This window comes from Solibacillus sp. FSL W7-1436, assembly GCF_038007305.1.
Classification (GTDB): domain Bacteria; phylum Bacillota; class Bacilli; order Bacillales_A; family Planococcaceae; genus Solibacillus.
This window is the reverse complement of the sequence record NZ_JBBOWV010000001.1, coordinates 1,465,762-1,486,493: the sequence shown is the minus strand read 5'-3', so window position 1 is coordinate 1,486,493 and position 20,732 is coordinate 1,465,762. Positions and strand designations below refer to the sequence as shown.

At 40.4% G+C, this 20,732-nt stretch carries 18 protein-coding genes and 2 tRNA genes; 4 read left to right on the top strand and 16 right to left on the bottom strand.

Going from position 1 to position 20,732, the window contains the following annotated elements; all coding sequences use genetic code 11:
- Positions 1-273 precede the first annotated feature (273 nt).
- The 7 genes from MKX73_RS07455 to MKX73_RS07425 form a co-directional block, all read right to left on the bottom strand.
- The gene (locus MKX73_RS07455) at positions 274-1,251 is read right to left on the bottom strand and encodes a peptidyl-prolyl cis-trans isomerase (protein ID WP_340716905.1); all 978 of its coding nucleotides are present in this window, start codon (positions 1,249-1,251) and stop codon (positions 274-276) included.
- Entirely contained in the window at positions 1,235-2,116 is an 882-nt protein-coding gene (gene hslO / locus MKX73_RS07450) for an Hsp33 family molecular chaperone HslO (protein WP_340716904.1), read from the bottom strand. The genes MKX73_RS07455 and hslO overlap by 17 nt, the downstream gene beginning before the upstream one ends.
- A gap of 17 nt (positions 2,117-2,133) precedes the next feature.
- Positions 2,134-2,901 (bottom strand): type III pantothenate kinase, encoded by a 768-nt coding sequence (locus tag MKX73_RS07445; protein WP_340716903.1) that lies wholly within the window; start codon positions 2,899-2,901, stop codon positions 2,134-2,136.
- 174 nt (positions 2,902-3,075) lie between these two features.
- Complete coding sequence (gene ftsH, locus MKX73_RS07440) at positions 3,076-5,112, bottom strand: ATP-dependent zinc metalloprotease FtsH (RefSeq protein WP_340716902.1); 2,037 nt, start codon at positions 5,110-5,112, stop codon at positions 3,076-3,078.
- Between the two features lie 185 nt (positions 5,113-5,297).
- The gene (gene hpt, locus MKX73_RS07435; protein WP_339174675.1) at positions 5,298-5,840 is read right to left on the bottom strand and encodes a hypoxanthine phosphoribosyltransferase; all 543 of its coding nucleotides are present in this window, start codon (positions 5,838-5,840) and stop codon (positions 5,298-5,300) included.
- Between the two features lie 32 nt (positions 5,841-5,872).
- On the bottom strand, positions 5,873-7,279 hold the full coding sequence (gene tilS / locus MKX73_RS07430; RefSeq protein WP_340716901.1) for a tRNA lysidine(34) synthetase TilS: 1,407 nt from the start codon (positions 7,277-7,279) through the stop codon (positions 5,873-5,875).
- 21 nt (positions 7,280-7,300) lie between these two features.
- Positions 7,301-9,655 (bottom strand): SpoIIE family protein phosphatase, encoded by a 2,355-nt coding sequence (locus tag MKX73_RS07425; protein WP_340716900.1) that lies wholly within the window; start codon positions 9,653-9,655, stop codon positions 7,301-7,303.
- Positions 9,656-9,910: 255 nt separating this feature from the next.
- Here MKX73_RS07425 and MKX73_RS07420 point away from each other — a divergent pair.
- The 3 genes from MKX73_RS07420 to MKX73_RS07410 all read left to right on the top strand — a co-directional run bounded on the left by MKX73_RS07420 (position 9,911) and on the right by MKX73_RS07410 (position 10,386).
- Positions 9,911-9,987, top strand: a tRNA-Met gene (locus MKX73_RS07420).
- A 6-nt stretch (positions 9,988-9,993) separates the two neighbouring features.
- A tRNA-Glu gene (locus MKX73_RS07415) sits at positions 9,994-10,065 on the top strand.
- Positions 10,066-10,197: 132 nt separating this feature from the next.
- Positions 10,198-10,386, top strand: coding sequence for a sodium:potassium antiporter (locus MKX73_RS07410; RefSeq protein WP_340716899.1), 189 nt, complete (start codon positions 10,198-10,200; stop codon positions 10,384-10,386).
- A gap of 122 nt (positions 10,387-10,508) precedes the next feature.
- On the opposite strand, the gene MKX73_RS07405 is transcribed toward MKX73_RS07410, so the two are convergent.
- The 8 genes from MKX73_RS07405 to spoVT form a co-directional block, all read right to left on the bottom strand.
- Complete coding sequence (locus MKX73_RS07405; protein ID WP_008408265.1) at positions 10,509-10,937, bottom strand: S1 domain-containing RNA-binding protein; 429 nt, start codon at positions 10,935-10,937, stop codon at positions 10,509-10,511.
- A 239-nt stretch (positions 10,938-11,176) separates the two neighbouring features.
- Positions 11,177-11,611: an FtsB family cell division protein gene (locus tag MKX73_RS07400; RefSeq protein ID WP_340716898.1), complete on the bottom strand. Its 435-nt coding sequence runs from the start codon at positions 11,609-11,611 to the stop codon at positions 11,177-11,179.
- A gap of 46 nt (positions 11,612-11,657) precedes the next feature.
- Positions 11,658-12,119, bottom strand: a complete 462-nt coding sequence (yabQ, locus tag MKX73_RS07395) for a spore cortex biosynthesis protein YabQ (RefSeq protein ID WP_340716897.1) — start codon at positions 12,117-12,119, stop codon at positions 11,658-11,660.
- On the bottom strand, positions 12,116-12,415 hold the full coding sequence (gene yabP / locus MKX73_RS07390) for a sporulation protein YabP (protein WP_008408271.1): 300 nt from the start codon (positions 12,413-12,415) through the stop codon (positions 12,116-12,118). The genes yabQ and yabP overlap by 4 nt, the downstream gene beginning before the upstream one ends.
- Positions 12,416-12,501: 86 nt before the next feature.
- On the bottom strand, positions 12,502-12,792 hold the full coding sequence (locus MKX73_RS07385; RefSeq protein WP_340716896.1) for an RNA-binding S4 domain-containing protein: 291 nt from the start codon (positions 12,790-12,792) through the stop codon (positions 12,502-12,504).
- 5 nt (positions 12,793-12,797) lie between these two features.
- The gene (mazG, locus tag MKX73_RS07380) at positions 12,798-14,264 is read right to left on the bottom strand and encodes a nucleoside triphosphate pyrophosphohydrolase (RefSeq protein ID WP_340716895.1); all 1,467 of its coding nucleotides are present in this window, start codon (positions 14,262-14,264) and stop codon (positions 12,798-12,800) included.
- Positions 14,265-14,273: 9 nt separating this feature from the next.
- A complete protein-coding gene (locus MKX73_RS07375) occupies positions 14,274-15,878 on the bottom strand; it encodes a putative polysaccharide biosynthesis protein (RefSeq protein ID WP_340716894.1) in 1,605 nt (534 codons plus the stop codon).
- Between the two features lie 115 nt (positions 15,879-15,993).
- Positions 15,994-16,530, bottom strand: a complete 537-nt coding sequence (gene spoVT, locus MKX73_RS07370; protein WP_340716893.1) for a stage V sporulation protein T — start codon at positions 16,528-16,530, stop codon at positions 15,994-15,996.
- Positions 16,531-16,780: 250 nt separating this feature from the next.
- On the opposite strand from spoVT, the gene MKX73_RS07365 reads away from it, so the two are divergent.
- Entirely contained in the window at positions 16,781-17,092 is a 312-nt protein-coding gene (locus MKX73_RS07365; RefSeq protein ID WP_340716892.1) for a hypothetical protein, read from the top strand.
- A 73-nt stretch (positions 17,093-17,165) separates the two neighbouring features.
- On the opposite strand, the gene mfd is transcribed toward MKX73_RS07365, so the two are convergent.
- A complete protein-coding gene (gene mfd, locus MKX73_RS07360; protein WP_340716891.1) occupies positions 17,166-20,678 on the bottom strand; it encodes a transcription-repair coupling factor in 3,513 nt (1,170 codons plus the stop codon).
- Positions 20,679-20,732 lie beyond the last annotated feature (54 nt).

Here is a 20,732-nt window from a genome sequence, read left to right as displayed (position 1 = left end):
ATAGAAATTGAAAAAGGCAGGACAGCAAAATTGATTTCCATTCCGGGGACGCTTTCCGGGGGCACGGCGTGGGGCCAACACGATGTTGGTCACAAAAGCGTTGCCACAGGACGTGGCGCTCTTAGCTTTTGTTCCTAAGTCTCTGGCATCGCGCTATTCCCCCAGGAGTCGCCCCTCCATTCCAATCAATTTTATTAAGTAGCAGTTTCTCAATAAAAGTTCCTCTTTCACTAAAAACTTCGACTTCTGTCCTTGCCTGTTTAAAATCTTGGGTTAATTTTTGGATTCTCCGTAGATCCATGTGGCATCAAATTCTGCCCAGAAAGCTTCCGGTGTAATGGAAGGCGGCAGCTGCTCTAAAGCGAGCTGGCGTTTTACATGGCCTTCCACTTCACCAAAGCTGAATGACTGCCCTTCCATATTCTCTGTAACGGTAACAATCGCATAGCGCCCATCACTTAAGACAAATGGTTCGGAAGTCTCCTTTTCCTTCAGCTTTTCTACTACCGGTAAAATTGCAGGATCGACTGCCGACTGACTTGATGAAATAAAGCCAATATCGCCGCCTAAACTAGCCGAAGCTGTATCCAATGAATGTTCACGTGCCAGAACTGCAAAATCAGAGCCGTCCTTCAGCTCTTTTTCCACCCGTTCCGCGTCCTCTTTTGAATTCACGATAATCATACTTGTCCGGTGCGTAGTTGGAATATTATAAATCGACTTATTGTCTTCATAATATTTTTTAGCCTCTTCTTCTTTTACTACAATATCATTTGTCAGTACTTTATCCAGGATTAGCTGTGCACGCACTTTTTGGCGCAGTTGATCTGGAGATAAGCTATGTAGAGTTGTATCGTTTGAATCTTGTGCCGATCGTAATAAGGCAATTTCTAAATCAATCTCTTCTTCTTTTACTTCGAGTTTATATTTTTTCGCCGCTTTTTCCATAACAGCTTCATTTACTAAACTCTGCAATGTTTCTTTTCCGTATCGGTTTTCCATTTCAGCAAGCCATTGTTGACGTGTAATTGGATCTCCCTCGACGGCAGCAATTTGTTCGCCGCCGCCATCTTCTTTTTCTGATGTTTTTTCATCAGATGGGAGTAACCATAGCACAAACCAAAAAAGATTTCCGATTAACAATAGCAGTAATAACATTAACGTAGGTTTTGTTTTTAAGCGTCGTTGTGTGTACGGTAAATTATTTTGTGGTGGTTGTGGTGTTTTGTGTAAATTACGATTGGATTTCATTCACAAAGCCTTCAAGTTCATTTTTATCGAAGTGGTACTTTTCCAAACAGAAGTGACATTGCGCTTCCGCTTGACCATCTTCGTCAATCATTTCCTGGATCTCACCGACACCTAAACTGATAATTGCCGCACCAAAACGCTCTTTTGAACATTGACATTGGAATTGTACAGGCATTGATGAAAGAATTTGAACATTTCCTTCTCCTAATACCGCCTCTAAAATTTGCTCAGGTGTGTATCCCTTTTCAATCATTTTTGATACAGGCTCAATTGAAGACAAACGTTTTTCAATTGCTGAGATCGTTTCTTCTTCACAGCCTGGCATTAATTGAATGATAAAGCCACCTGCAGCTAAAATTGTGTTGTCCGGATTTACTAATACACCTAAGCCTACTGATGAAGGTACCTGTTCAGATGAAGCGAAGTAGTATGTGAAGTCTTCAGCGATTTCTCCTGAGACAATTGGTGTTTGACCCGAGAACATATCACGTAAACCCAAGTCTTTAACAACTGTCAGTGCCCCTTCAGAACCGACACCTGCACGTACATCGAGTTTTCCTTGTCCGTTTAACTCAAAATGAACATGCGGGTTTGTAACGAAGCCGCGCACATCTCCTTTGGCATCTGCATCGATAACCATTGGACCGATGGGACCGTTACCCTCTATTTTCACCGTAATTTTGTCGTCCCCTTTTAACATCGCACCCATCATTACAGATGCTGTCATTGAACGGCCTAGAGCAGCAGAAACGACCGGCCATGTATTATGACGGCGCTGTGCTTCTCCTACAGTTTCAGTTGTATTTGTTGCAAATGCACGAACTTGTCCGTCATATGCAATTCCTCTTACCAAGTAGTCTTTCATGTTGAAATTCCTCTTTTCTATTGATTTCTTTTATAGATCGTCGCAAGTCCCTTGAGTGTCAAAAATGGATCGACGACATCAATCATCTGGGTTTCATCAGCGATTAATTTTGCGAGCCCGCCAGTTGCTATAACTAGGGGCTCTTCTTTACTTTGAGCCTTCATACGACTGACGATGCCTTCTACTTGTCCTAGAAAACCGTAAAAAACACCTGCCTGCATAGCAGCTACCGTATTTTTTGCCACAACTTGAGATGTATGGGCAATTTCTATGCGAGGGAGCTTGGCAGCACGTGTATAGAGCGCCTCTGTGGAAATAGCAATACCGGGTGCTATTGCCCCACCCGCATAATCGCCGCGCTCATTAATATAGCAATACGTAATCGCTGTACCAAAATCGATAATAATCAATGGTCTGCCGCTATATTGCTGTAATGCGGCAACTGCATTCACGATCCGGTCCGCTCCTACTTCACGCGGGTTTTCATACTTTATATTCAAGCCGGTTTTTACACCTGGCCCTACAATTAAAGGCTGGATATTGAAATATTTTTTACACATTAATTCAAGTGCAAACATGATAGGTGGCACAACTGAGGATATAATAATTCCTTTTACTTGTTCAAATGAAATGCCTTCATGAGCAAAAAACGCCTTGAATTGCATCGCATACTCATCTTCAGTTTTTCTTATGTTTGTTTCTGTCCGCCAATGATGGATAAGTTTATCCTGATGATAAATTCCTAAAATGATATTGGAGTTACCTGCATTCATTACTAAAATCAAAGTGGCACCTACTTTTCCTGTACTGAAAAAAATCATACCATATTTGGCCATCTACTATACAGTATTCAGTTTTTTTAGCCGGCAATCGTTCCCAAAAGGACAGAAGTTTTTCGTAATATTAAGAAGAAAAAACTGACTATCTCCTTTTCCCGGGAAATAGTCAGTTTCTTTGTATTATTTTGGACGGTCTTCATCGATGCCTTGCGGGCGATCATCTGACACGTCTTTCGGTAAATCTTCAACAGTTGGTGATTTCTTTTCACCTTGAACTTCTTCATTGATCGAAACATTACCAGCAGTTTCAATTGTTGGTGTTGCTTCATTTTGATCTTTTGGAAGCTCTGATTCTACTACCGCCTCTTCAGGAGGTAACGTACCATTGTCACGTAAATGTTCAATTTGCTGAGCATTTAACGTCTCTACTTGAATTAACGTATTTGCGATTAAATCTAGTAAATCACGACGCTCTGTTAAAATACGTTTTGTACGAGCATATTGCTCATCGACGATACGCTGAACTTCTTTATCAATTTCATATGCTACTGTATCAGAATAGTTTTGGTCCGAACCGAAGTCACGACCTAAGAATGGGTTGCCGCCCTGATTTGAGCCGTATTGAACAGCACCAAGACTATTGCTCATTCCGTATTCTGTTACCATTGCACGTGCAATGCTCGTTACTTTCTGGAAGTCATTATGTGCACCTGTTGATACTTCACCAAGCACGATTTCCTCCGCAACACGTCCGCCAAGTAATCCGGCGATACGGTCAAGTAACTCTTGCTTCGTTGTGAAGAAACGCTCTTCTTTCGGTAACATGATGGCATAACCACCAGCTTGCCCACGAGGGACAATCGTTACTTTATGAACAGTGTCTGCTTCATCCAATTCAAGACCGACAACTACGTGGCCGGCTTCATGGAATGCAACAAGCTTTTTCTCTTTTGGAGAGTACACACGGCTTGCTTTTGCAGGACCGGCGATTACACGGTCAGAAGCTTCATCAATATCAACCATGTTAATCGTTTTTTTGTTTTTACGAGCTGCTACTAGAGCTGCTTCGTTTAACAAGTTTTCTAAATCCGCACCCGAGAACCCTGGTGTACGTTGTGCAACAGCAGCCAGATCAACTGTATCTGATAATGGCTTATTGCGTGCATGTACTTTAAGGATCGCTTCACGGCCTTTTACGTCTGGGTGACCAACCGTAATTTGACGGTCAAAACGACCAGGACGTAATAATGCTTTATCTAGAATGTCCGGGCGGTTTGTTGCAGCGATGATAATAATACCCTCGTTTGCACCGAAACCATCCATTTCAACTAGTAATTGGTTTAATGTTTGTTCACGCTCATCGTGTCCACCACCAAGACCTGCACCACGTTGACGACCTACAGCATCAATCTCATCGATAAAAATGATACATGGGGCATTTTTCTTAGCGTTTTCGAATAAGTCACGAACACGAGATGCACCGACACCGACGAACATCTCTACGAAATCAGAACCTGAGATCGAGAAGAATGGTACGCCCGCTTCACCGGCAACAGCACGTGCAAGTAATGTTTTACCTGTACCTGGAGGACCTACTAATAGAATCCCTTTTGGAATACGTGCACCGATATCAGTGAATTTGCGGTGATCTTTTAAGAAATCTACTACTTCAACAAGTTCTTGTTTCTCTTCGTCGGCACCTGCCACGTCATTGAAACGAACTTTTTTCTTCGTGTCATCAAACAGTTTTGCTTTTGACTTCCCGAAGTTCATCACCTTATTACCGCCACCTTGCGATTGGCTTAGTAAGAAGAAGAATAAAATAATAATGATGACAAATGGAATGATGCTCGTAAGGAATGTTACGAACCCACTTGTTTGTGGTTGTTCTAAAATTTCCACTCCTGGGTATTCACCGTTTGCAACTTGTTCTTCAACTTGCAAAATACGGTCTACAGAAGTTTGGTCATTTTGTAAAACGTTCACTGTGAAAGTTTCGCCTTCTTCAGCGCCTCTCATCTGACCTACAATTTTATACACGCCTCGCTCAGGCTGTATATCCATAGAAGCAATCTCATTGCTCTCTAAAGCCTCAAAAAACGCATAGTAATCAAGGTTTTCAGTTGTCTTTTTTCCACCATTAAATGTCCCAAAAATCCCGATAATCACGAGAAATATTAGTAAATAAAATATGGTGTATCGAAATATTCGATTCATCCCCAGCCTCCTCACAACGTTACAGAAAAACTATAAGTAAAATCTTAACATACGTTGAAATTTTCATACAATAAAAAGCACCGCACATTTTAAACGTTGAAACGAATTATGACAAAATCCGTTCATTTACTACTCAGGTCCGGATGTTCACCTCAAAATCGAGGGTTTGTACCATCTAGAAAATATTAAAATGAGTATACTTCACGTTTTAAAATTCCAATGTAAGGTAAGTTACGATATTTCTCTGCGTAATCCAAACCGTAGCCTACAACAAAACCGTCTGGTACTTCAAATCCAACAACATCTGCATTCAATTCCACTTTACGGCCAGATGGCTTATCCAGTAATGTTACGATTTTAATCGATTTTGCTTTACGGTATTTAAATAAATCTACTAAATAGCTTAATGTTAAACCACTGTCGATAATATCTTCAATAATAATGACATCGCGGCCTTCCACACTTGTATTTAAATCTTTAAGAATTTTTACTTCCCCAGATGAAACAGTTGCATTCCCATATGAAGTAACATCCATAAAGTCCAGTTCAATATAAGAATCGAAGCGTTTCATCAGATCTGTCATAAATGGCATTGCACCTTTTAGCACCCCGACAGCTAACGGGAACATGTCTTTGTATTCCTCTGTCAGTTGAGCACCAAGCTCTTTAATACGTTCCTGAATTTGTTCTTCTGTAATCATAATTTTTTCGATGTCATTTTGAATCATGAGTAGATTCCTCCTTTTATTGTTCAAACTTTCTAAAGACGTTCATTGCTATCGACAATAAGCACCATATCATGTACTGCCGACTTTACATTAGAAAATTTATTGTTAACGCGTACAGCTACTATTGCTAAAAGGTCATCATCAGCATCGACTAACAATGGCCAGCTAGCTCTTTTTGTGAAAGGAATCTTGTCATCAATAAAAACTCGAGATACTTTTTTCTGATGCTGCATACCTTGTAGCAAAATACGATCCCCTTGTTTGGGAGCCCTTACGTAGAAAGGAAACGATACTGATGATGCGGCGAAAAAGTGATGTGGATACTTTTGAAGTAAGTCCTCATCACATTCTGCAAGTTCCCCAATATATATGCGCATCGTTCCAAGCACACACCACTCATTCAAAGTGATTTGCTGATTTGATGTTAGCAGGTCCTGCTGCTTGTACTCAAATACAACTTCATCGTATTGTTGACGCGCAATAAAATTATCCGGTAAATCAAGTGCACGACTTCCATCCGACGTTGAGAATAACGTCAAAATCTTCATACAGAGTGCATAGCTTTGAATCGTATTTGAATCGTTATAAAGATAACTTAATAGTATTAAAATGAGCCTCCTTTGTAAAGCAAGCGGCTCTTTTTGTAATGCCGAAACTTTCACTTTATAGCAATTTCTGCCGACTTTCTGAAAAAGTTTCGAAAAACGCTCTTCTGCAAGCTCCATTAAATACGAATCATCATCTGAAAGCTGCTGTGCAATGTGGACTGCATGTTGGGAAACAAGGGGATTTTCTTCCTTCAAAACTGGTACGACATTGTGACGGTAACGATTACGGGTATAGTCATCTTTTGCATTGCTAGGATCTTCACGGTGTAAATGACCTTTACTATGTAAATATTCCCCAATTTCGTCTTTTGTAACCATCAAAAAGGGACGAATTACGGTAAATTGTTGAAATTTACGTGACGGTAAAATGCCTTTTAATCCATTTAGTGAACTCGCTTTCGTCAATGCCATTAACATTGATTCGAGCTGATCATCCGCATGATGTGCAGTTGCTAATTTTGAAAACTTCTGTTCATGCATGACGGTTTCAAAAAATTGATAGCGTTCCTTCCGGCAAATCGCCTGAATGTTCCCGCCTTCCGCTTTGTGGATTTCTGTAATGGGTATCGCACAGCTATAGAAAGGAATTGCCCAGTTATTGCATGCCTGCTCAACAAATTGGCGGTCTTGGGCAGATTGTTCGCCGCGCAGCATATGGTCAACATGCGCCACGGCGAGCTCAATTTTAAAGTAATTCCGGAAATGATAAAAAAAAGAAAGAAGCGCCATTGAATCAACGCCTCCTGAACAAGCAATTAGAAGTCTGTCTCCGCTTTTTATAAGCTGCCGCTCTTTTATATACGCTAATACTTGATGTTCCAAAGTGTGCATTTACTCACCTCATATTACATTTCAATGTGTGATTGCTGGTCTGAATACTTGCCACGGCTTTATTACATGCTGCAAGCGGAATAGCATCACAGTGCAATCGTCTGCAATCGGGTATCTTTGCTTGAATTGTGTCATGACATCAAATAGTACAACCTGGATGGAAGCACCATTTTCCAGCCCTTGACGAATCAGCCTGATAAATAATTGCTCCTGTGCATCCCATTGCGCAGATGGAGAAAATAACCCGTCAGAAATCATTAAAATAACATCCTCTGACAATAGTTGTGTCATTTCCGTATCAATTGCAAAATTAGGTAAAAATCCGATTGGGGCACTTGTACTCTCTATTTTGAATAAATCATTCCCTCTTAACACATATGTTGTCATGCCTCCCGCTTTCCAACACCATAAATGGCCGAACTGTAAATCGACAAGCGCAAAATCCATTGTTGCATACATGTCCGAATCGTTTTTCAGCGACATAACATAATGCATTGTGTGCATCGCTGTTTCAGGGTCCATGTTGTACGTAAGGCAATCCTGCATCATTTGAATTAAGCGTTCACTTTCTCGATTCGCCCGCACATTCGTCCCCATTCCATCCGACAGCATAATCGCCATAAGTCCCGGATGAATCGGAAATACACGGTAAGAATCACCGGAAATTGCATGGTTTGCATGGGAATACGTATATATATCATACTCCAACTGATAACGAATTGCTGAAGTAAACTTAATTTGACGATAAAAAATAGGCGATTGCTGCTCGTAAATCTGTTCCCCTCTTAATGGTTCATGCAGAAATTCAAACAGCTGCTGCTCTAGCTGCTGGATAACGACATGTGCATCACGATGATCTGCGACATAACACACGAACTCCCGATTTCCTATTTCGTTTTTTATCCACTGAATATGCAAACAGTGAATATCATGTTCTTTTAAGAATTGCTGCATCTCCCCATCCATTTCCGATGTGCCGATTTCTAATCGCTGGCTGTTTAACAGTTTTTCAAAGTGGCTGCTTAAATCACGAAGCTGTAAGGCTATCATTTTTTTGCCATGATAGAACTGTCTCTCCATATGCTCTTTGTGTAAAGCAGACTCTAGTTCTTCCAGCAATTTAGAAGATTTAATGCATTTCCCCTTCAGCTGTTCCTCTACCCGAATCCAGCTGACCGGTTTCGTACTTCTTTTCGCTAAGCGCCACGAATCGATAATTCCTTCCATCTCCCCTTTTCTACCCCAGCACTCTTCATATTTGAAACAGCTGGAGCAAATGAGAAACGGTTCTGCAGTTGTCTTACTTTTCGTCTTATTTTGTGTGAAATGATCGAATACAAGCTCCTTCATAAAAGATACAAACTGCTGAAACTGCTTAAGCTGCACTTCCACCACTTCATTGCGGTTCACTTGAATTATACTGACGGTAGTTTGTTTATAATACATTTTGCAGTACTCGAGTACATTTTTCGGCAAAAGCAGAAAAATGATGGCACCTGTAAGCATCGACATAAAATAAACACTGTCAATCGGTAATGTCGCATCATAGAAGAAGAAAAAGATACTTGGCAGAAAGCTAAAGAGCGCAACGACATAACGTCCCTGATTTTGTACAAAAGCAGCGACCAGCCCTGTACAAGCATATAAAATCATCATACCTGTGAAAGATAAATTTGCTAAGCCAATAAAAAACCCAAGAGATAATGAAAAGATGACCGTAGCTCCAACCGTAGAGGCATAGGCTACAAGACAAATGAGGAAGTGAAGGACAATCAGCGTCATTGAAAAATAAAAAAGAGTCAAGTTTTCCATACCGATGAGCATACCGGCCAAAACGACAATAATTGCCGTTATTTTTTCTCTTGTCCATTCGATTTTTCCGTTTTCTTTACTTGGCAATGTCAAGATACGCATAAAAAATAAAATCGAAACGGCAAAAAAGCATTCATATATGATATAAAATAACGTCATGACAGATGGCATACCACTATGAAGCATCATTTGCCATGCCAGTTGAATAGCGATAATTGTAACCCCCAGTAAAAAGTATGGGGAAATTTTTATAAACTTGAAGCGGACGAGACACTCCAAGAAGAAAAGCTGCACTAAAACAACGGCTGCTTGTCCAAATCCGAGAAAGAGTGTTCCGAGTATTCCCCCTAGTAAAGCACTCTTCTGAAATGAGACAAATCTCGTTCGAATAACTAGCCAAAAAGGTAAAAACAACGGAGTAACAGCTTCAAAGAAGACTGCCTGAGCAAAACAGAAAGCTGCAAACGCTATAACAATCGCTATTATCATTCTCGATTTTTCTTTATATAAGAATAAGCTTAAGTTTAGTGTTTGAAACTCATTTTGATTATTTAATGTCACCATTTTCCCTATCACCTTTTCTTTTTACCGCTATTATATAAAGGGGAAAAAGTGAATTTTGTCTGTTTGTAGTATTGGCGTCAAAAAATTGTTCGACTGTTTTTTTACGGTAATATGCGCGTTTTTACACTTTTTTTATTGGTATTTGCAAAAATTAATAAGAAGTAAGTTTCTGTGTAATAGGAGAGGGGAAATATTAAAAAAATAGTGTTGACACTAAATAGACTGCAATGTATTATTAGTTTTGTTGTTAATTTTGGCGGTGTAGCTCAGTTGGCTAGAGCACTCGGTTCATACCCGAAAGGTCGTGGGTTCGACTCCCTCTGCCGCCACCATTTATAGGCCCGTTGGTCAAGTGGTTAAGACACCGCCCTTTCACGGCGGTAACACGGGTTCGAATCCCGTACGGGTCATCTCAAAAGCTGTTTAGGAACTTAGTATTCCTAGGCGGCTTTTATTTTGTCTCTATTCATATTCTGTAAATTTGTGACACACACTCTCCCTTATACATTATACTTATTATATAAGAGGAGGCGTTTTCTTTGGTGCAAAACTTTACATATTTAGCTTTTCTTTGCGGTATTAGCATGCTTCTAGTCGTTGGAGGCGTCATATTGACAAACCTGCCGCTCCCATTACAAATCATTATGATTGCAATTGGATTAATTGGAGGCATTTTTTGCTTCGTTACCCTTATCAGGATACTCATCAAGCATAATACCGAAAAAGAATAATCTAATTACGGGACCCCGTCCTTTATTTACGAAAAAAAGCGATGGATTGTAAGGTTTATACTTACAATCCATCGCTTTATCATCTATTTGACACTTTTTCTACGTTCAAACAGCCAGCAAAATTATCCTCTGCGAGCTCCACGGCCACCGCGCTTAGACTCAGTTGCACGCTTTAATGTAGTTAAACGCTCATCGCTATCTTTTAAGAAACGCGCCATCTTCTGTTCAAAGTTCTCTTTTGGTTGACGATCATTACGATCGTTAGAACGGTTGTTTTCGCGACGAGGACGCTGTGGACGCTCTGGTCGCTCAGCTTGAGGCTTTGCTTTACGAATTGAAAGACCAATCTTTCCATCCGCTTCAACATTCATCACTTTAACTTCGACTTCATCGCCTACTTTAAGATGCTCGTTAATATCTTTTACGTAGTTATCTGCCACTTCACTAATGTGAACTAAACCTGTTTTCCCATCTGGAAGCTCTACGAATGCACCGAAATTTGTGATTCCTGTTACTTTACCTTGTACTTTGCTGCCTACTTCAATTGACATAAAAAAAATGCTCCTCCTTAAATTTTAAGAGACTCTTCGATTGAAAAGCCATTTATCAATTATAATGAAACTTTTGTTCAATAGCTTCTTCTCTAATTATAGCTAACATAAAAAGAGTGTCAACAAGACACTCTACCTAAAGGCAATTAATACCAGGAATTTTAGCGTAATATTACTATACTGACTGGTTTTTTATTAAATTTCCAAGTCACATTTTTCTTTATATAGCGCGTGTTGCATTATTCTTTGTCATCTTCAGGCTTGTCTTTATTTTCTTTGTCCGATTTATTCGGTATTGTGAAAATAATTTCGCCCTCTTCAGAAAGGAAAAATTCTTTTCTTGCCAGCTTCGCAATATACTCATCATCTTCCAGCTTCGCAATCTGCAAATTCAATAGCTCTTGTCTGTGAAGCGCTTCTTCCAATCGCTCTTCAACCGCAGCTTTCGTTTCTTCCTTTGCGGCGAGGCGATCACTTTGGACCATGTTTGCTTTTACTAATGCGGCTATTGCTACAGTTGCTAAAATGAAAAATACTGCTAATCTTCTGCGACGACGTACTGCAATTTTTGCTTTAATTTGAGCTTTTGCTTGCGGATTTGAGCGGACATAGTCGTTATTCAACGACTGGACATTATGGTTATGTAGCTCTTCTTGCACATTTTTTCTTCCCATTTCCGTCTCCTCCCTCACAATCAATAGTTGTTCTCATTATACGAGTTCACTGCTGTGTTTTAAAGTTTTTTAACAAATATTTCTTGAAAAGCTTAATAAAGGGACGGCAAATAAATAATACAATCCCTATTAATAGTTTTATAATATTTTTAACAAGCTTAACTACTACATGTCCAATAAAAATAACCGGCTTCACAAATAAATTTATACACACTCTTCCAATAAAGCGGATAATTTTTTGGAACAGCAATTCATATGTTGCAATTCCGGCGATTTGGGCAAGTGGATCAACTACCCGCCATTGCCCTCCTTTTACTATAAATAATAAATAAAACGTAGTAACCCCTAGTATTAACCAGACTATCCATTCTAAAATCCAGGTAATACGCCGAATATTTTTTAGAGGGATACGATTTACATTAATTCGGATACAATCGATTATTGCACCTACAGCAACTCCGCTTATAAACATGACAAGAATGCTTATAAGCTGCGCACTCATCATCATCCAAACAATTTATGAAGGAAACTTTTCGATAAGCCACTCTCGCTTTCATCGTATTGGAATTGCTTCACTTCCCCTTCTAACGTCAGTAATCCCTTGTCCACGTCTAAATGAACAATACGCAGTTCCTCACCACGAATCAATAAATGACCTTGTGATGTATTTACATAAAATTCTTCCTGATCAAATCGTTCGATACTTTTAACAGATGTCATGTCCATCCGTTTGCGATTACGTACCGTTACTAAGTGATCTCCTGACGAAATGGTATAGCGCGCGCTTTCTTGATGAATAGTCAATGCAAGTCCCCCTTTGAGCTTATAGTTGTACACTATATGCAACAACGGAAAGAAGCATGACTCAAAAAGTTGGTCATGCCTTATTCTTATTCTTCATCATCAATAAATTCAGGTTCAACTTTCTCTAAACGCTCTTCTTTTATTATCGTGAACATTTTTAATGCCTCTTCTTTTTTCACATTTTCACGGATTTCTTCGACACGTGCCGTGACGATTTTCTGACCGAAGCGAATTGCCAGCTCATCGCCTACTTTTACGGTACTGCTTGCTTTGGCTACTTTATCATTGATTGTAATACGACCTTGCACCGCTACTTCCTTTGCTAATGTCCGACGTTTAATCAAACGTGAAACTTTCAAAAATTTATCTAAGCGCATCCCATTTACTCCCCTTTTTCCAGTTGTTTTGCTTCATTCCAAAAGGCATCCAGCTGCTCTAGTGTAAAATCACTGAACGCTTTGCCGCTCTTTGCTACACTTTGCTCAACGAAATGAAAGCGACGTGCAAATTTTTCATTGGCATGTAGCATCGCTTCTTCAGGTGAAATTTTATAAAAGCGTGCGATGTTTACAAGTGTGAATAATACATCCCCGAATTCATCTGTACGGCTTATTTCGTTCCCCAGTGTTATTTCTTCGCGGAATTCTTGCCATTCTTCCGTAAACTTCTCCCAGGCATCGTCAGCATTTGGCCAATCAAAACCGACTGTCGCCGCTTTTTTCTGGTAGTTGTACGATGTTTGAAGCGATGAGTACGGACTATATTCGTTCTTTAATAATGGTACGTCATCTGCATGGCCTTTTTCCTGCTTTTTAATTGCTTCCCAATTGGCTACTACAGTTTCGGCATCTTCTGCAGTTACATCCCCAAATACATGCGGGTGGCGGCGAATCATTTTTTCACTTATCGATGCAAGCACTTCTTCCAAGGTGAAATAACCATTATCTTCCCCTATTTGCGCATGTAAAAACACTTGTAGAAGGACATCACCAAGCTCTTCAACCATAGCAAAGTCATCTTCCGCATCGACTGCGGCTAAAAATTCATGCGCTTCTTCCAATAAGTACTTTTTCAACGATTCATGCGTTTGCTTCTGATCCCAAGGGCAACCGTCCGGGCCACGCAATGTTGCAATGATCTGACGGAATGTTGTCCAGTCCCGTAACGCCTCCTCATCAGATTGAACAGGCGGCACATATACCGTTGTTAAATTATTGATTTCAGCAGCCTGATCAAGCTCATAAAGGGGCACAGTACGCAATAACTCCTGTGAAGATCCCGCAGCCGTGACAATCGTTACCGGGTAGTCGTCACGGTACTTCTCCATTAACGTAAGCTTTACTTCCGATGCGCTGAACGAATCATACACTTGGGCAATCAGAATGTGCTGGCGCATGTTCATATCATGGATAGACATGCTCGTCCCGTCCAATAGCTGAAACCCTTCAATCGGATCAATTTTTAGAGCACCGAAAATCGGATCCAAAAAGCTTTGCCCGCCTTCGATTACAAGCTTGATCTGCCCGTTTCGGTCCGCTTCAATTAAGTGCTGGATGGTCTGTTCTGCTACGAGCGGATGTCCCGGAACAGCATACATTATATCCTCTTGTGCTACAGCCTCAATAAGTTTCTTTGCAATTTCTTCATAAACGGGACCGAATGAGCCATGTTTAACATACACATCATCAAAGCTCGTAAATTCGATTCCTTCCAGTTTCAAATCCCGGATGACAGGATGGTCCTCTGTTCGGACATATATTTTTTTTGCTGCTTTAATTTTTTTATAAACACCCATTTGCATTTGTTCAAAATCGGCTGCTCCTAAGCCAATAACGGTTAATTGATTCAAGTTATACACCTACTTCTTTCGATTTAACATTAGTTGATATGCAGCCATTCTTCTGCCGAGCGGGATTAAAAACCAATCCTTTTCTGTTAAAACACGCATTTTTGCGACTGCTGTAATAAAAGTTCCTGCACCAAGCATTACGAGCACACCGCTGTAAATAAGTGCATCAAAACGGCTGAACATGCCGGTAAACAGAATGTTTAAGCTGTATACAGCACCTTGTACGACGGCAGTCATGACGAGACAGGCAATGGCCAGTTTTTTATAGAACGCGCGATTCGCCAGGCGGATCGCCGTCAGTTTTTTCAAATAAACGATAAGTGCCGAAGCTGTAAAAATCAGTCCGACATTACTCGCTATTGCTGCGCCGAGCACATCATAATGCGGGATTAAAACAACATTCCCTATACATTTCAATACGATTCCGAGCCCTAAAAAAACGGCAGGCCCCTTTAGTCTACTATAGCCTTGTAAAATCGCTGTAAACGTTAAAATAATCGATAACGAAATAATTTGAAGCGAATAAAGCTTCAGCACATTTGAATAGGCATCTGTCTTAAACAGCATTTGATTTACATAAGGCATAACAAGTATTAATCCGAGTGCCGCAGCAATTCCGAATATGAGGGAGCTGCGGAAAGTCAACTGGATAAACGGCTTTGCACCGCGACCGTTGGGCTGATTTGCCTTTAATGCGACGAGCGGCACAATGGCCAGGGATAAGGAAGTTGCAATAACGATTCCAAGCTGGACAAGCGGTTGCCCGCGGTCATAAATCCCCTTTACTTCCATCGCTTCCAGTGCAGGCATTCCCGAATGGACAAGCATTTTATATATCGTAAAGGAATCTACAAGCTGGAAGCATAATAATAGCAGCGCACTCATACTGATCGCGATACTGTATAATGTGACCTCTTTTAAAATTGGCCAAATTTTTACACGGGCCACTTTTCCGGATGGCTGATACTGCCGTTTCAAAAAGTAGAGCAGCAGGACAATACCTGCTATTTCCCCGACAACTGTACCGAGCATCGCCATTTTCCCTGCTGCGTAAACAGATTGTGTGTATTGCAGCAAAACAATTGTTCCGACTAATATAATCGATACCCGAATCATCTGTTCGAATACTTGGGCATAGGCAACCGGCTGCATTTTACTTTCCGATTGGAAGCTCCCCTTCAAAACAGCTAAAAGCGGCATACATAATGTAATAAAAGAGCCGACTTGCAAGAGCCCTGCCAGCTGAGGGTCTTCCATCAAATCCGCTAACGGCTGTGCACCAAAAAATAAAAGACAGAAGAAGATAATGGCCAATGCTGTTAAATAATAAAAGATAATGCGTGATACAGATCGTTTCTCTTCATATGTACCACCACGTCCTTCAATGTCTGCAAGCATTTTGGAAATGGCAACAGCAAACCCGCTCGATGTCCATACGACAAAAAACGAGATAAAAGGGTATACTTGCTGATACACATAAAACCCTTGGTCACCTACCAAGTTTTGATAAGGAACTCTGTAGATGGCACTTAATATTTTTACTAATAGGGCCGCGACTGTCAGAAGAAGAGCGCCCTTCATATAATTTTTCATACCATAACTTTGCGAAGTCATTCTATTTCCATCCTCTATTTCATACAATGTACTAATTATATCATGAAAACCATTTGCTAATTTTACTCGGGGAATTAAAAAAAACGCCCATTTATATGGACGTTTTGAAGTGATTTTAGTTTTCCATTTGCTTTGCTAAAAAGTTGGCTGCTGTTTCAGCTGTTTTTTGTTCTACTTCACCGATGAAATGGGCCCGTGATATTAAATAAATAGCACCAATCGGATCTCCATTTGAAACTATTGGTACGATGCAATACGATTTCACTTGTTCATACTGTCCTGCTACAAGTTCAATCGATGTCTCCAGTTTTTCACTGACAGGTGTCCTGTTTTTAATAATATCTTCTGCAAATACAGTTAAACGTCTCGCCACATAATCTTTTTTCGAAACGCCTGCAACAGCTATTACTTCATCTCGGTCACTTATTAATGTTGGAGTACCTAATGTTTCAAATAATGATTCCGCATATTGTTGTGCAAATTCGCCTAAATCATTAATTGGCGAATATTTTTTTAAAATCACTTCTCCTTCGCGGTCCGTATAAATTTCAAGGGGATCCCCTTCACGGATGCGAAGTGTTCTTCTAATTTCTTTTGGGATAACAACACGACCTAAATCATCGATGCGGCGAACTATTCCTGTTGCTTTCATCGTTCATGTTCCCTCACTTTCCATCAATTCACAGCATGATGCTCCTAGTATGGAAAGAAATACATGAAACTATGCATTGTTCGAAAAGGATAAAATAATATTTCGTATATGCTTATATAAATATGATGAATTACCTAACTTTTTGCAACCCGATATAGGAAATTAAAACGTTTTCGTTCAGTTTATGTTTTGTTTTTTAAAAAGAGGCAATAGACAAAATAAAACAATCTTTTTCGGAGGTGCAGTAATAATGGTAAGAGTCGATCGTATTACGTCAACACCGGACGCATATCGTCAGCATCAATATTATGCAGGTACTCATTTAGCCTATTACCCGGATTTATCGAAGGAAAGGTCTACATCTATTTCAAAATTTGAAAACGGTATTTTCAGGCGTTACTTGGAAAAACCAAATGGCCAGCGCGATTTAGTATCTGCCTCCACTACAAAAGAAAAACAGTTATTAGAAATGCGCGAAGAACACCATAACCGTGAAGAACTGCTCCAACGCTTAAATTATTCGAACGGTGTACATTATAGTGTGCAGCATTCTTTCCTGTAATTCATCTTCTGTCTCCAAACGAAAAGAGAGGAAATATTAAAAGTACCCGACTTTTAATATTCCCTCTCTTTTTTTATGAATCTTTTTTTGCAGATGCGATAATTTGCATCATTTTTTCCACGACATCAAATGGCAGATGATTTCCGCATTTATTGTAGTCTATTGTAATTACCAGCTGTGTTCCTTCCATTCCAAAGCCGACCGCACGACCAAACTCCATTGATTGTTCAACGATTTGCGCTCCGTTTGTATTGGCCGTTCCTTCTTCTGAAAGAATAATAGATACAATCTGCTGCTTTTCCTTTATTGAAAGCACATTAGCCTCTTTCGCCCAAACTTTCATTCGGGCCACACGCATCAGACGCTCTGTTTCAACCGGCAAGTCTCCAAAACGGTCTTGCAGTTCATCGATAATTTCCAAATAATCCTCGATGTGTTCCATCGCCTTAATCCGTTTATACATCTGAATTTTTTGGTAGCCATCAGGAATATACGCGTCCGGAATGTACGCATCAACATGCAGCATAATCTCCACATCCTGCTTCTCTTCTTTCTTCACACCGGTACGACGTTCTTCAACTGCTTCTTCCAGCATTTGCGAATACAGATCAAAACCGATTGAATCGATAAAGCCATGCTGCTGGGCACCAAGTAAATTCCCGGCACCACGAATCGATAAGTCACGCATCGCAATTTTGAAACCAGATCCTAATTCCGTGAATTCTTTTACTGCCTGCAAACGCTGCTCAGCCACTTCAGTAAGAACTTTGTCACGTTCATACATAAAATACGCATAGGCAATACGATTTGAACGCCCTACACGCCCCCGCAACTGATACAGCTGGGAAAGCCCCATACGATCCGCATCATGGACAATTAAAGTATTTACGTTTGGAATATCTACACCTGTTTCGATGATCGTTGTTGTGACAAGTACATCATACTCACCTTCTATAAACGATAAAATAACCGATTCAAGCTTCGCCTCCGTCATTTTCCCATGTGCAAAGGCAACCCGTGCATCCGGAACAAGCATCTGAATTTCTTCTACTCTTCTTGTAATATCCTCTACACGATTATATAAATAAAACACTTGTCCACCGCGCGCCATTTCACGTTCAATTGCTTCACGTACAAGCGCACCGTTATGCTCCATTACATACGTCTGGACAGGGAAACGGTTTTGTGGCGGTGTTTCGATAACCGACAAGTCACGCACTCCTACCATTGACATGTGCAGTGTACGCGGAATTGGAGTTGCTGTTAATGTCAGTACATCGACATTCGTCCGCAGCTGTTTGATCTTCTCTTTATGTGTAACACCGAAACGCTGCTCCTCATCGACGATAAGCAGTCCTAAATCTTGGTATACGACATCCTTTGATAAAATACGGTGTGTACCGATCACCATATCAACTGTACCTTCTTTTAAGCCTTTTAACGTGTCTGTCTGCTGTTTTTTCGAACGGAAACGACTAAGCAGCCCTACATTGATTGCATAGTCTTCAAAACGCTTCGAAATCGTTTCATAGTGCTGTTGTGCCAAAATCGTGGTCGGCACTAAAAACGCCACTTGCTTGCCGTCCAAAATCGCTTTAAATGCAGCACGGATGGCAACTTCTGTTTTCCCGTAACCTACATCACCGCAAACGAGGCGATCCATTGGACGTTCCCGTTCCATATCCTTTTTCACTTCAGCAATTGTGCGTAACTGATCTTCCGTTTCCTCATATGGGAAAGCCGCCTCGAAACTTCTTTGTTCATCCGAATCCGGGGAGAAGGCATAACCTTTCTCTGCTTCTCGCTTTGCATAAAGTTTGATTAGATCATCTGCAATATCCTGTACTGCATTCGATACTTTCTTATGTGTTTTCTTCCATTCCGTACCGCCGAGTTTATGAAGTTTCGGTTCTTTTTCACCTGATGGCACGTAACGCTGAATGAGTTCAATTTGATCTACGGGTACATATAACTTATCGTCTTCACGGTAGCGTACATGCAAATAATCTTGATGTGTGCCGTTCACAACAAGTGTTTCGATGCCAATATATTTCCCGATCCCGTGATGTACGTGTACAACATAGTCGCCAGATTTAATTTCGGTATAAGACTTTATTCGCTCAGCATTTGTCATCTGCTGCGGGCGTGATTTTTTCTTCGCCTGCTGTTTAAAGAGCTCATCATCCGTAACAACCGCTATTTTCTGTAATGGCAGTTCAAAACCAGACGATAATGGTGTATTGACCAAATAAATACCCGGTGCATCTGCATAGCCGATTGTTGACGCGATATGATAATCATCCAGTAAATTCTGCATCGCCTTAATCCGGCTTTCCGAACTGGCCGTAAATAAAACAATGAATCTTTCATTTGACCAACGTTCAATTTCATTTTGCAGCAAAGCGATTTGCCCGTGGAATTGCTGCATCGGTTTACAGGAAATGTTGATGGTCTTTTTAAGAGTGATGCCTGCAAATGTTCTTGTGAATAATGCAAAGTACATTTTCTGCTGTTTCAGCATTGAAAGCACTTCTTTTAATGAATGGGACGGCTTTACATCGTGAAGCATCTTGCCGCCCTCAATCAATGAAATAAACCATTCATTTTCTTCACGTTCCCATGCTTCCATCACTTCCTGAATACGGCCCAACTCATCAAATAAAACAAGGCCGTCCTTTTTAAAGTAATCACCTAAAAAATACGGCTGCTCGAATAAAAGTGAGCCATATTTTGCAATATGATCCGGCAGATGGCCAAGGCGCAGCAGCTCAATATCATGTTGAATATTTTGTATGAGCAGTTCCTGTGTTTCCTTTTTACGCACCTTTTTTAAACTAGTCGCCAATGACACTTCCAGACGTTCTGCAATTTTTATTCGCTCCTCTTTCGTTAAAAGAAGCTCTGTGGCAGGGAAAATTTTGATTTCAGTTAATTTTTCAATTGAGCGCTGATTATCGGCAGAAAAAGTACGAATCGAATCCACTTCCGTATCAAACAACTCAATTCGAATCGGATCTTGTGCATATGGAGGATAAATATCCAAAATTCCGCCACGCATCGCAAACTCACCTGGTGTTGTTACCATTTCACTTCTCGTATAGCCCATTTCCACAAGCTTATCCAACCAAATATTAATGTCGACATCCTGGCCGATTGATGTGTAAAGTTCGTATCCAAGCCACTTTTGAGGTGAGCTTAGCATACTGCGCATACCTGCAGCCGGAATAATATAGATACCGCGTTCCTGATTGACTAAACGTCCTAATGTCGCAATACGCTGTGCACGCAGCTCATGGGAAGTAGTCGTCATATTTGCTGCGATAAATTCCTCGGCAGGGTAATAATGAACATGCCCTTCACCAACCAATGCAGTCAGATCATCTACTAACTTTTGCGCCTGCAATAGATTTGAGGACACGATATAAATCGATTTATTTGTCTCTTGATAGATTGTATGGATCAATGCAGGTCTTGCACTTCCCGTTAACCCCGTTATAAGGTGATCGTTTGCTTGTTCCTTTTGAATTTGCTCTATCATATTATCAATCTGTTTATCTTTTTTAAATATTTGATGTATCGTATCCACGTTAGTCCCCCTTCTCTTTTTCGATAAATGAAAACGGAAATGGAAAAAGCCTTG

Excerpts from the sequence above, each read along its gene's own strand:
- MKX73_RS07455 (WP_340716905.1), bottom strand. The coding sequence starts at position 1,251 with ATGAAATCCAATCGTAATTTACACAAAACACCACAACCACCACAAAAT.
- hslO (WP_340716904.1), bottom strand. The coding sequence starts at position 2,116 with ATGAAAGACTACTTGGTAAGAGGAATTGCATATGACGGACAAGTTCGT.
- ftsH (WP_340716902.1), bottom strand. The coding sequence starts at position 5,112 with ATGAATCGAATATTTCGATACACCATATTTTATTTACTAATATTTCTC.
- hpt (WP_339174675.1), bottom strand. The coding sequence starts at position 5,840 with ATGATTCAAAATGACATCGAAAAAATTATGATTACAGAAGAACAAATT.
- tilS (WP_340716901.1), bottom strand. The coding sequence starts at position 7,279 with ATGCACACTTTGGAACATCAAGTATTAGCGTATATAAAAGAGCGGCAG.
- MKX73_RS07425 (WP_340716900.1), bottom strand. The coding sequence starts at position 9,655 with ATGGTGACATTAAATAATCAAAATGAGTTTCAAACACTAAACTTAAGC.
- MKX73_RS07405 (WP_008408265.1), bottom strand. The coding sequence starts at position 10,937 with ATGTCAATTGAAGTAGGCAGCAAAGTACAAGGTAAAGTAACAGGAATC.
- MKX73_RS07400 (WP_340716898.1), bottom strand. The coding sequence starts at position 11,611 with ATGGGAAGAAAAAATGTGCAAGAAGAGCTACATAACCATAATGTCCAG.
- yabQ (WP_340716897.1), bottom strand. The coding sequence starts at position 12,119 with ATGATGATGAGTGCGCAGCTTATAAGCATTCTTGTCATGTTTATAAGC.
- MKX73_RS07385 (WP_340716896.1), bottom strand. The coding sequence starts at position 12,792 with ATGCGCTTAGATAAATTTTTGAAAGTTTCACGTTTGATTAAACGTCGG.
- MKX73_RS07375 (WP_340716894.1), bottom strand. The coding sequence starts at position 15,878 with ATGACTTCGCAAAGTTATGGTATGAAAAATTATATGAAGGGCGCTCTT.
- spoVT (WP_340716893.1), bottom strand. The coding sequence starts at position 16,530 with ATGAAAGCAACAGGAATAGTTCGCCGCATCGATGATTTAGGTCGTGTT.
- MKX73_RS07365 (WP_340716892.1), top strand. The coding sequence starts at position 16,781 with ATGGTAAGAGTCGATCGTATTACGTCAACACCGGACGCATATCGTCAG.